This is a genomic window from Desulfovibrio inopinatus DSM 10711 (assembly GCF_000429305.1).
Lineage (GTDB): Bacteria > Desulfobacterota > Desulfovibrionia > Desulfovibrionales > Desulfovibrionaceae > Alteridesulfovibrio > Alteridesulfovibrio inopinatus.
The window spans coordinates 1-10,164 of sequence record NZ_AUBP01000046.1 but is presented as its reverse complement, the minus strand read 5'-3'; the positions used below and the strand labels follow the sequence as shown (position 1 = coordinate 10,164).

Annotated in this window: 15 protein-coding genes; 8 read left to right on the top strand and 7 right to left on the bottom strand. The window is 50.5% G+C overall.

Features of this window, described 5'->3' with window-relative positions; translation table 11 throughout:
* Nucleotides 1-604: hypothetical protein (locus G451_RS34305; protein ID WP_027185629.1), on the top strand; the 604-nt coding region annotated here is incomplete at its 5' end.
* Here the strand turns inward: G451_RS34305 and G451_RS0119900 are convergent.
* The 3 genes from G451_RS0119900 to G451_RS30640 are packed head-to-tail and all read right to left on the bottom strand — an operon-like array spanning nt 588 to nt 1,452.
* Nucleotides 588-770 (bottom strand): hypothetical protein, encoded by a 183-nt coding sequence (locus G451_RS0119900; protein ID WP_027185628.1) that lies wholly within the window; start codon nt 768-770, stop codon nt 588-590. The two genes, G451_RS34305 and G451_RS0119900, sit on opposite strands and share 17 nt — an antisense overlap.
* Nucleotides 770-1,033 carry a helix-turn-helix domain-containing protein gene (locus G451_RS0119895; RefSeq protein WP_027185627.1) on the bottom strand — a complete coding sequence of 88 codons (264 nt, stop codon included), beginning with the start codon at nt 1,031-1,033 and terminating at the stop codon, nt 770-772. The genes G451_RS0119900 and G451_RS0119895 overlap by 1 nt, the downstream gene beginning before the upstream one ends.
* A complete protein-coding gene (locus G451_RS30640; protein WP_051261723.1) occupies nt 1,018-1,452 on the bottom strand; it encodes a hypothetical protein in 435 nt (144 codons plus the stop codon). The genes G451_RS0119895 and G451_RS30640 overlap by 16 nt, the downstream gene beginning before the upstream one ends.
* 275 nt (nt 1,453-1,727) lie before the next feature.
* Here G451_RS30640 and G451_RS30635 point away from each other — a divergent pair, with 275 nt between their 5' ends.
* Both G451_RS30635 and G451_RS30630 read left to right on the top strand, forming a co-directional pair.
* Nucleotides 1,728-2,273, top strand: coding sequence for a helix-turn-helix domain-containing protein (locus G451_RS30635; protein ID WP_034643112.1), 546 nt, complete (start codon nt 1,728-1,730; stop codon nt 2,271-2,273).
* Nucleotides 2,274-2,695: 422 nt separating this feature from the next.
* Entirely contained in the window at nt 2,696-3,748 is a 1,053-nt protein-coding gene (locus G451_RS30630) for a tyrosine-type recombinase/integrase (RefSeq protein WP_156921742.1), read from the top strand.
* Here G451_RS30630 and G451_RS34850 read toward each other — a convergent pair.
* From G451_RS34850 to G451_RS0119865, 3 genes are all read right to left on the bottom strand, one after another.
* Complete coding sequence (locus G451_RS34850; protein ID WP_034643110.1) at nt 3,745-4,164, bottom strand: helix-turn-helix domain-containing protein; 420 nt, start codon at nt 4,162-4,164, stop codon at nt 3,745-3,747. The genes G451_RS30630 and G451_RS34850 overlap by 4 nt on opposite strands.
* The gene (locus tag G451_RS0119870) at nt 4,164-4,616 is read right to left on the bottom strand and encodes a phage regulatory CII family protein (RefSeq protein WP_027185626.1); all 453 of its coding nucleotides are present in this window, start codon (nt 4,614-4,616) and stop codon (nt 4,164-4,166) included. The genes G451_RS34850 and G451_RS0119870 overlap by 1 nt, the downstream gene beginning before the upstream one ends.
* A gap of 84 nt (nt 4,617-4,700) precedes the next feature.
* Nucleotides 4,701-4,970, bottom strand: coding sequence for a hypothetical protein (locus tag G451_RS0119865; RefSeq protein ID WP_051261721.1), 270 nt, complete (start codon nt 4,968-4,970; stop codon nt 4,701-4,703).
* Between the two features lie 371 nt (nt 4,971-5,341).
* Between G451_RS0119865 and G451_RS34295 the strand changes: the two genes are divergently transcribed.
* From G451_RS34295 to G451_RS34845, 5 genes are all read left to right on the top strand, one after another.
* A complete protein-coding gene (locus tag G451_RS34295; RefSeq protein WP_156921741.1) occupies nt 5,342-5,683 on the top strand; it encodes a hypothetical protein in 342 nt (113 codons plus the stop codon).
* Nucleotides 5,684-5,695: 12 nt separating this feature from the next.
* Nucleotides 5,696-6,478: a hypothetical protein gene (locus G451_RS35080; protein ID WP_051261719.1), complete on the top strand. Its 783-nt coding sequence runs from the start codon at nt 5,696-5,698 to the stop codon at nt 6,476-6,478.
* Between the two features lie 570 nt (nt 6,479-7,048).
* Entirely contained in the window at nt 7,049-8,287 is a 1,239-nt protein-coding gene (locus tag G451_RS0119840; protein WP_027185621.1) for a pentapeptide repeat-containing protein, read from the top strand.
* A gap of 137 nt (nt 8,288-8,424) precedes the next feature.
* Nucleotides 8,425-9,315 (top strand): AbiTii domain-containing protein, encoded by an 891-nt coding sequence (locus G451_RS0119835; RefSeq protein ID WP_169727917.1) that lies wholly within the window; start codon nt 8,425-8,427, stop codon nt 9,313-9,315.
* 195 nt (nt 9,316-9,510) lie between these two features.
* The gene (locus tag G451_RS34845; RefSeq protein ID WP_034643105.1) at nt 9,511-9,843 is read left to right on the top strand and encodes a hypothetical protein; all 333 of its coding nucleotides are present in this window, start codon (nt 9,511-9,513) and stop codon (nt 9,841-9,843) included.
* Nucleotides 9,844-9,856: 13 nt separating this feature from the next.
* On the opposite strand, the gene G451_RS0119825 is transcribed toward G451_RS34845, so the two are convergent.
* On the bottom strand, nt 9,857-10,164 hold a 308-nt coding region (locus G451_RS0119825; RefSeq protein ID WP_027185618.1), incomplete at its 5' end, for a transposase.

Here is a 10,164-nt window from a genome sequence, read left to right as displayed (position 1 = left end):
TGGCATCGTCCATGATGTCGGTATGGAGTCCCTAATTCTTGTGCAAAACCGACCGGGAACAGCGGGGTGTCTTCTAAAAAACTCCCTGACTCCCCAGTATAAAAAGCCAAAGCTGCCTTTTGGCGGAAAGTCGTCCAAAGCGCACAACTGCCTGCAACAGTTAAAATTGGCGCATGCCTTCCTGCTAACCAACCTTGTACCAACCGCATTATTTCACGACTGCATTGTGGAGCTTCACGTGAAATACACGGCCGAACAGGATGAAAATGCCGACCTTCCTCTGTTTGAATGCGGTCGGAAGTGGTTGCAGGCCGGCGCACAGGAGGCGATGTGTATCCATGGAATTCATGCGCGAACAGCGGACCGACAAGACTGGTATCTTCCATGTTCTCCCCCTCACACGGAAATGCCATGGCTTCCTGGCCTGACATTTCCGTTTTGTGTGCTGGATTCGTTGCTCTTTGCCGCGCAGGCGTACAACGAACAGGTGCAAACACTGTTTGATGAAGATTTGTTAGTGATTCCATACATCTTCCTTGATGAACTCTACGGATTGTATCCGGCTGTCCCGCTTCCTGCAGAAGCGGTTATTCATGAATTTTAAGGGAACGAAGCCACTCCAGTGCGTCTCCCAGAAGTTCCTGTGCCTGGGAGACGCACTCAGCGTCATGTACAATCTGAACATTGCCTTCACCCCAATCGGGATACCAACCAAAGACCACACTGCCTTCAACGCGAACCTCAACAGTACGTTCTGATACATTTCCCATTACGCTTCCTCCTTCACCTGCATATCGTCCGGCAAACTCAGCACCTCAGCCGAGATCTCCAATTCCTCAAGCAGATACCGCAACACCTGCCGACTATTCTTTCGACCGCGCACCGTGTCGCTTACGGTCTGCGGCGTCAGCCCAAGCCGTCGGCCGACCTCGGCCATCGTCACCCCGGCCAGATCCAGAGATTTCCGAATCGCCCAGGTGTCGCGATAGCGACCCGGACCGCGTCCGGCATAAACGTTCATTGTGTTGTGCATAACTCCGCCTCCAACAGACGTTTACGGCGCTTCAGCGCCTTGATTCGTTCATCGACCTCGGCCCGTTCCAAAAGCATGACTTGCCGTTGGTCGATGGTCTTGCGCCCGACAACGAGCGCCATGGTGTCGAGCGGATCAGCCGCGCCCACGACTTCACAAAATGCGACAACAGCCCGTGGACTGGGGAAACGCTCGTCATCGTTTTGATTCAACCACTTTTCCAGCGTCGCCGTAGAGAGTGCCGCCGCATTGCCGCTGTTCAATTTGATGCCGGCTTCCTTGGCGAGTGCGTCCATTTGTTCGGCCACCTGCACGCAGGAGAGTCCGGATTTTTCAAATGCCGTCCGGAGCGACGCCTTGAATGCGCGATCGAAACTCGCAAGCCGGTACGCCGATCCAAAGAGTGTTCCCTGTGCCATGACTTGTCCGCCTGTGATGGTGTTCGTGTCCAAACCCGGAAAAAAGCCGGACGTTGACCCATTGTTGCCGGGGCTGTAGTTTGATCCTGTTGCAAGAAGCTCAATCTACAGCCGCCACGCCTTTCTTGTGCATAAAAACGAAAAACAAGTCAATTCATTTTTGTGCATAAGTTTGAATTTGTGGCTTTCTCGTGGATATCGAAAAAATCAAAGGAGTTAGCCCAGAACCACTCGTGCATAAGTTTTGCACAAGTTCAGGGCAGGAACTTATGCATATGAATACACTAGGAGAACGCTTGCGCCACCTGCGTGGAGAGCAAAGCCAAGTTGAATTTGGCGTAGCCATCGGCGTCAACATCAATACGTTGCGCAATTACGAACGAGACGTAAGATCGCCATCGGCTGACACTCTGTCAGAAATATGCATAAAAACGAACACAAGCCCTCTATGGCTTCTTTTGGGTGAAGGCCCGATGAGGCTAGAAGGCGGGAGCGAGACTTTACCCGCAAAAACGCCTAATGAATCAAGATTCGACGCCACAACACCAAGCAATGATGCCTGCGGTGGAACGCAAGAGAAAATACGCGAACTGCGAAGAGAAAACACCGAACTCCGCCGCGAATGCAGCGAGCTACGAACAGAAAACCAACGCCTAAGCCGTGAACTCTCAGATGCCAACAAAGATCTGATCAACACAAGCAAAGAACTCTTACAGACAACAAGAGAAAACGCAGACCTACGAGTAGAACTCACAGAAATAAAATCAAGAGCCGCCCCTGATACCATCCCCGCAGAAGAACCCACCCGCAAAAGCGCATAAGAAAAGGTGCAGCACTCGCAAAAGTGCTGCACCTTCCTGTTACAAAACAACGTTCACGGTAAAACTCAAACTATACAAATTAAGTTCCCATGTAAATATAGAAAAACATTACAAAATTAGTCAAAAACTTAACCTATAACCCCATAACGGCCACCAAAACGCCACCCTCAACCGCAACCACCAACTTTTCTAGCCACAAGTGCAACATTCACAGCAAAACAACCAATTTTTCTACATCCCCCCAACCCCCCAAATCCCCCGCAGAACCCGCACCAACCCTACAAAATCCCCCACCACCCCCTCTCTCTATTTTTCTAATCTTCGCTGCAAAGTCATAGTTCATCAAAACCAGATATAAAGGCGTATTTTATCGAGAAAGCAGCTCGGCGCGAACGTGTTCCTACGGTCCAGATCGTTGCTATGTGGTGTGGTACAAAGACACCCTCGGTAAACCGCGTTGGTACACAGTGGGCTGGCATTCGGATGGAATCCGCCCCGCTTATGCCAACGAAGTTCGAAAAAAATTGACGGACAAGTCGAAACCGCCTCCCCTTGAGATTGCGCTGACGACGCCTTCGCTCACCGTCGGCAAGGCCGTCGCGGACTACTTCAAATGGGCTGAGGCTGAAGAGAAGCACATCGCTCCGGAGCGAAATCGCTACAGCAAACATCTCCAGCACCGCCTTGATGCCATCCCTCTGGAAAGCATCACGCTGCAAATGCTCTGCGATCTGAAAAGCGCCTTGCGCAACACCATGTCTCCACAGAGTGTGCGCCACTGTTTTGGTCTGCTGCGTCGCGCCGTCAATCATGCCCTTGAGCTTGAGACTTGGCATGGAGCCAATCCGTTTGCGGTCAAGCGTCATAGCGCCTTCACGCTGCCTCGTCCCAACAACGAAGCCACCCGCTACCTGACCAAGGAGGAAGCTCGAGCCTTGCTTGCAGCGTTGCGTCCTCGGTCGCAGCAGTTGCACGATATGGCCCTGCTCTCCCTCAAAACGGGACTTCGGGCCACGGAAATTTTTGGTATCAGAGGGCAAGATCTGGATGCCGCGGGTCTGACCATTCACATCACGGCCAAGGGAGGCGAGCCGCAAACCGTCCCGGCTCCAGCCGATATCATGCAGATTCTGACCGGATATCGCCGCACCCCGCATGAATTTGTCTTCCAGGCCGACCAGGGCGGTCCCATTCAATGGGGTATCAGCACAACGTTCAGTCGTGTCGTGCAGCAACTGGGGTTGAATGACGGCATCACGGACGATCGACGCCGCGTCCGGTTTCACACGCTCCGCCACACCTTTGCCTCGTGGCTGGCGCAATCCGGAAAAGTGACGCTCCAACAACTCATGGAGATGATGCGACACAGAGACATCGAGATGACCTTGCGTTATGCCCATCTCATTCCGGGAGGCCACCGGCACAATCTGCGTATTATTGATGACGCGTTGGGTGATTTTGACCATGATGACTAACCCTGCCCTGTGGTGACAATCTGACAGGAGCGCAAAAACGTTTCAATGTCCTCACGAAAATAATAGATGCGCTTTCCGGGCTTGGTATAGGCCGGCCCTTTTCCCTGCATGCGCCAGGTCTCGAGTGTTTTAATAGGGATACTGTAGAGGCTTTCGACTTCCACCTGGGTGAGTGAACGTTTGTCGGGCTGGTGCGTCACCGGTTCTTCTTCACCCCGCATATCGCGCACCTCGATACGCACCTCGATACCGGTCGCCAATTCAGTGGCAACGGCGGCGAGCAGATCATGAACCGCCTTGGTTCGTTGTCCCGGTCGTAGTTCATACACCATGCGACGCCCGCCCGTATCGAGCAACACGCCATTATGGACGGGTTCTATGGTGATCACGCCTTGTCCGGTGTCTTGACCATACATCACACGTCCTCCACAAGTTTGAGTAACCCCATAATCGCCGTCACCGCCTCGTGCCCTTCGCGGGTAATGCGGTCACGCTCGTCCTTCTCCAGCTTCATATCGGCCAACGCCTCGGCGCAGGTGGCAATAAGCTCTCCAAATTCTTTCACCGCCACGAGGCATTGCTGTTGAATCGGGCTTTCGTCTTCGCTGTACGTGGGCAGCTTCACGAACACCCCGCCCCGTTCATGGGCAAGAAAATGCAACGGCTCATCCGAGTCCGTGACATCCATAATCGGCAGCAGCCGTTCCACTCCGCATTTATGGCCGGGCTGTCCGGACAATTCACTCATCATCGTGGCATATTTCCACCCCATCATACTGGCGATACGTTGCGCGCCGATTCCTGATGGCGCACGCATCACCAGATGGTGCAAAATCGGCGACAGAGACGGATAGACATACCGTGTCATGCAATACCTCCCCAAATATTAGCGTAGTATACGCCACAACAACGCGATATCGACGATATCATGCCAAGCGTATATGGGTTTCGATTAGTCTGCGGACTTCGTCGGCTTGCGACCACGTCGTTGGGGATCTGCCGGCGTCGGCAGCAGATCATCCGGAATCCCTTGCTCTCGAAGCCAGTCGATATGCTCTCGTTTCGGCCGTCGCCCCGACAACACATCACCCATCGCTCCGGGAGAAAGTCCCCGTGCTTCAGCCAATGCCTTCACTTTGACGCCACGCGACACCAGAAACGAGCGCAGCCTGACTTGACGGTCGGTTGTTTTGTTGCGTATGAGTTCGCTTAATTTCGACATGCAAAAACCTCTTGAAAGGCTGGACTTTTCGCTTCCCGAATAACGGTTCGTACCCATGGCGTTCACCGTGCAAAAGAGGACGCCGGGACAGGATACAAGACCGTCTTGAATGAGGGAAGTCGTGTTACTACTGCGTTACTGTACGCTTGTTTTTTCGTTTAATTGAAAACTCGATTTTTAACAAGCGTTTTCAATTATCAATCAAAACGAAAGAAATGTCAGTGGATACAAATATTTACAAGAGACTCAAGCTGATTATTGAGCATTTTATGGATGGCAATGTTACGCGCTTTGCTCAATCTATTAACCAGAAGCAAAGTACGTTCCAGGCATACTTGAGACCGACTGGGCAATATAAGATAAGGGTTTCAATGCTTTATGAAATCCTCCAAAAATACCCTGAAATTAATCCGAACTGGCTTCTCACGGGCCAAGGCGAAATGTTGGCCAGCCAGGAAAAGGCAGCAAAACAGGCTCTTCCTCCCGAAGAGCACAATGACAAACTGTCGCCGGCCCAGCGGGAAATGCTCACCTACAAACGGTTGCAAATGGAACTCGGCGTCGCGCCAGAAAAGATCGCCGTCGGCATCGAGGCCATTGCCATGGGCAAGACCCGATCGTCGAAAAGCGCCTCCAACCTTGCCGAGCCTTCGGCCTATCCTGGATATACTGCAGTCAATGAACCCAAAGCGGATTTCGACACGGACCTCTAAGGAGCCGCTGCAATGACGGACATCCCCACCCCCACGACATCCCCGTCTCCCCTCGATGTTCTGGACACGCTCTTGACCCAAACCTCTCACAGCCGGCTATATGACGCTTTTCTGGCTCATTTCGTGGACAGCTACGCCAAAGATTGGACCTTCTGTATTCCCGAAACGTTCAAAGACGCGCTGGATATCCGCTATGCGGCCAGGATGATCGACAAACGTCGAATCATGGCCTGGTCCCAGGGAAGCTGCTTTGCCTTCCGAGAGGGTTGTATCGTGTACGACACCCCCAGGGCTTATAAACCATGGGCCGAAGCCCTCCAGCACATCACGACCGCCTTTAAAGTCCGCAAGTCCAGCCCTGCCATTCCAGCGACAAATGGGCCAAAGAAATGGCCGAAAGAACCGGAACGAGCCGCGATCAAAGAATACATCGCCTCATTTGGACAAAATTACGTTTCACATACGGCGGAGATGGAAAAAGGCGAGTTTGTCGTTCGCGTGCAAACAGCCCGGTTTCGCGGCTACCTGGAAGTCGCCAAGCTGACGCCGAACGAGCAACACACCGCACTCGTCCAGGTCGATGAATTCCCCATTTCCCAGGACGACTTTGTGGAGTGGCTCATCACCGGCCAAGACCCGTATAACAAGAAGCATAACGAGGACAACAGCCATGGAAAGAAACAACAGACTCGACGCGCACGGCCAACCCCTCAATCGCGCTTTCAACGCCAAACGTCTCCAGGATCGCGGCGTCGACGAGCTGCTCGGGCTGTGCCGAGGAATCATCGCCGATGACGTGGTCAACGACGCCGAGGCCCGATTCCTGTTGAACTGGCTGGAAAGCAACCAAGCCCTCGCCCAACATTGGCCGGGCAATATCATCTATGCCCGAATCTACGAATTTCTCCGTGACGGCCACATCGACGAGGAAGAACACGCCGAACTGCTCGACCTCCTGAAACAATGCACCGGCCACGTTCCCGAAGCCTGTACCGTCCAGGCAGCCACCTCCCTGCCCTTCGATAGCCCGCAACCACCGATCACCTTTACCGGTCGCCTCTTCGTCCTCACCGGCAAATTCGCCTACGGCACCCGCAAAGACTGCACCCAAGCCATTGTCGAACTCGGCGGCAATGTGTTGTCCAACATTCGCAAAGACACACATTATATGGTCATCGGCACCCTCGCCAGCCGTGATTGGATACACGCCAGCTACGGCCGAAAAATTGAAGCTGCTATCCAATGGAAAGAACAAGGCGCCCCCATCCGGATCATTTCCGAGGATCATTGGGCGGGGTGTATTGTGGGGTGATGAAACGGATTATTTGAAGAATCAAGCAAGCAGAAAGATTAACGAGTCTCCCCATGGTCATGCCATTTGTAAAAAAGATAACCCGTCCATATGTGATACTTGCGATAGCAATAGCATTGTATATGGCCCTATACTTCGCTTTTCCAGCATATGAGATAACTGTACGTAACTACATAATACAGCAGTTCGTAGAAACATGGACCGTATTATCAAAATTCCTTCGCAAGACAGAGACAGGTTCGGCGGATATCCCCAATGCAGAACTCCTTCAAAAAATATGTTTGGCTGCAGCAGGATTCTTGGGATTGAGCTTCGCATACTCTCGAGCGATGAGTCACGACAGTCAAGCTCGTACCGCAAACGAACAAACCCGAATTGCCGAACAAGGCCTCATCACCGACCGCTTCATCAAAGCTACGGAACAACTCGGCAGCGAAAAAGAAACCATCCGTATCGGCGGAATCTACAGCCTCTGGCGCATCGCAGTCGACTCAACTAGCGAAAGCGATAAAATAGCCGTCCTTGACACGCTTGCCGCATTTGTTCGTGCATCCGGCGAGGATAACACGACAGATGAATTTCAAGATGAACAAGAAGAGGAAGAGGAAATAAAAGAAGACGGGGACGAAATACAAAAAGATATTCAAGCGGTCATGAACCTCTTTGCATACCGCATGAAGGAGCTCAAATATAAGAAAAAATATAAACTTGATCTGAGCAGTGCGAAATTACCATTCGCTAAACTTCAAGGAAGTAAATTTCCAGACAACATTACAGTCAATTTCGAAAATACGAATCTCAAAGGGGCGATACTCGAAGGGGCAAACCTCAAGAAAGCGAACCTCAGAAGGGCAATACTCAACGAGACGAATCTTTTGTGCACGAACCTCAGGGAGGCGGATCTATGGTTGGCGCGACTCTCGTCGGCGAAACTCGGAGGGACAAACCTCAGGAAAGCGAACCTCGAGAGGGCTATGCTCTGCGACACGGACCTCTCGAAGGCGGATCTTAGAGGGACGAACCTCAAAAAAGCGATCCTCTATCGAGCGGATCTTAGGGGGAGGAAGCTCAAAGAAGCGGATCTCCAGGGGGCAGAACTCGATCACGCCATACTCGATGACGTTGACTTTTCAAAAGTCAAAACGCTCCAATCCGCTAACTTCACCAGAGTTAATAAAGACGGCACCCCCTACCCCGAAGAACTCCTTGAATTCGTTCAGTCCAAAGGTGCGACAATTGTTGAAGAGGGAAAAGAAAAGACGCTTCTTAGACTTATGACATGTTCACCGTAAAAACACCCAGCACCGACTGAAAAATCCAAGCCGTCCCCAATGGAAAGAAAAAAACGCGCCTATACGGAGTATTTCCGAAGACCATTGGAAGGGTGTATTGTTCGCAGATCAAACGGTTCCTTACCTGAGGAAAGTAAATGCCTGCACTTGTTCGTGAATTGGTGAATACAGTATTTGATAATTCTGTGTCGACGACGAATTTATTACGTCGCGCACTCGTTGTTGCTTGCCGCCTGGAAATACCTGAATTAGCCGAATGGCTGAGAAAGGAATTGAATGGCTATGGTGAAAATGAAACAGGAGTACCCGAATACCGCCGTGTGCAAGGTCAGCTTATGGCAGACACTCCGCGAGGCCTTCTTCCTGTAAGAATTGAATTTTCAGCAACAAATAAATTCCTAACTGAGCGTTTCATGGGGCAGTCGATCCCTGAGTTGATACAGATCACGCAAATCTCCACCGATATCTACATACGCCCTCAGTTTGATGATGAACAAATGATAATACAAAAAATATTCACACCTTCAGGAATATACGGGCATCCCAAAGTTAAACTCTCAAGTTTAGATCTAACAAGAATAATTGAAACTGTAAGAACTAAAGTTCTTGAGTGGGCACTTGACTTAGAATCCAAAGGCATACTCGGCGAAAACATGACATTTACGCAGGAGGAAAAGCAAATCGTGCAAGAACAACACTATCATTTCGGAAATGTCAGCGGTTCCCAAATCCAAATAGAGTCCAATGGCTCCACGCAGACCCAACCCCAAACAAGCGGGGACACAGCATCACTGACAGCCTTGATACAACTCTTGGACGATGCACTCCAACAAGGGCGGGTCACAGAAGAGCACCGCGCCGAGTTAGAGGCGGAACTCGCAACCCTCCAAGCCCAAGCCAAGTCACCGAAACCTAAATGGACGATCATCAAAGAAACCGCAAGCAGCCTCAGGGGAATACTGGAAAACGCGGTGGGCAGTGTGCTTGCATCACAGGCGTTGCCGTATGTGGCCGCACTTTCGAGATAGATACGGTTAACTCTCTGATTCTTTCTTTTGGTCATGAATGTGGTTTTCCCTGGTAAAGGAATCCATCGTAGCGTTCAGCCTGAATTTGGGGGACCACTCCAGAGGCTTGCCATACTCCTCATCTTGGTACCAAGAAAGCAGTTCTCCAATTATTTTTAATATAAATTTGTGAAAACATGAAAAGGAAAAACATCTATGACAATGAAGAATTGTGTCGATTGTGGTGCTAACGTACCTTCTTTTACCAAGAGATGTCTGCATTGCGGAAGTAAAGAACTTGTTCTCGAACTTAAAGACGTTGATCTAATTGAAGACGAGGATAAAAACAAAATAAAATCAAATATAAACAAAAATAATAAACAAAAAACCACTTTAATTGACATAGAAATACCTTTTTGGAGAATTGTCTGGATATTAGTCAAAATCGCAATTGCTGGAGTACCTGCAGCGATTATAATCACTATAATTGTTTCTTTTGTTGGCTTTATTACTATCTTTTTTTTGGGAGCGATTGCGTTGCACCCCTAGTACATAGTATAATTTAAAATTTCGGATACAGGCGCTTTAACTTGATGCGCGCATCCTTGGTCGTAAATCTCCAGTCGACCTGTGACTGGCGGTTGTTTCTATCTTCGTTCCATGCCTGGACTTGGGTACGCATTCTCTCAATACAATCAATCCGGCCGGCAAGGCACTGACGTTTCAAGGCGCTCAATTCTATTTCAGCAATGTTCAACCAACTCCCATGCTTGGGGGTATGGTGTATTTCAAGGCGTTGCGCAAGGCGTCTGGCTTCTTCTGCGGAAAACGCTGCGTATAAAGATGCCGTGTTATGAGTGTTGAGATTGT

Excerpts from the sequence above, each read along its gene's own strand:
- G451_RS34850 (WP_034643110.1), bottom strand. The coding sequence starts at position 4,164 with ATGTATGGTCAAGACACCGGACAAGGCGTGATCACCATAGAACCCGTC.
- G451_RS0119840 (WP_027185621.1), top strand. The coding sequence starts at position 7,049 with ATGGTCATGCCATTTGTAAAAAAGATAACCCGTCCATATGTGATACTT.
- G451_RS30635 (WP_034643112.1), top strand. The coding sequence starts at position 1,728 with ATGAATACACTAGGAGAACGCTTGCGCCACCTGCGTGGAGAGCAAAGC.
- G451_RS30640 (WP_051261723.1), bottom strand. The coding sequence starts at position 1,452 with ATGGCACAGGGAACACTCTTTGGATCGGCGTACCGGCTTGCGAGTTTC.
- G451_RS0119900 (WP_027185628.1), bottom strand. The coding sequence starts at position 770 with ATGGGAAATGTATCAGAACGTACTGTTGAGGTTCGCGTTGAAGGCAGT.
- G451_RS34845 (WP_034643105.1), top strand. The coding sequence starts at position 9,511 with ATGACAATGAAGAATTGTGTCGATTGTGGTGCTAACGTACCTTCTTTT.
- G451_RS0119870 (WP_027185626.1), bottom strand. The coding sequence starts at position 4,616 with ATGACACGGTATGTCTATCCGTCTCTGTCGCCGATTTTGCACCATCTG.
- G451_RS0119835 (WP_169727917.1), top strand. The coding sequence starts at position 8,425 with ATGCCTGCACTTGTTCGTGAATTGGTGAATACAGTATTTGATAATTCT.
- G451_RS35080 (WP_051261719.1), top strand. The coding sequence starts at position 5,696 with ATGACGGACATCCCCACCCCCACGACATCCCCGTCTCCCCTCGATGTT.
- G451_RS34295 (WP_156921741.1), top strand. The coding sequence starts at position 5,342 with ATGCTTTATGAAATCCTCCAAAAATACCCTGAAATTAATCCGAACTGG.
- G451_RS0119865 (WP_051261721.1), bottom strand. The coding sequence starts at position 4,970 with ATGTCGAAATTAAGCGAACTCATACGCAACAAAACAACCGACCGTCAA.
- G451_RS0119895 (WP_027185627.1), bottom strand. The coding sequence starts at position 1,033 with ATGCACAACACAATGAACGTTTATGCCGGACGCGGTCCGGGTCGCTAT.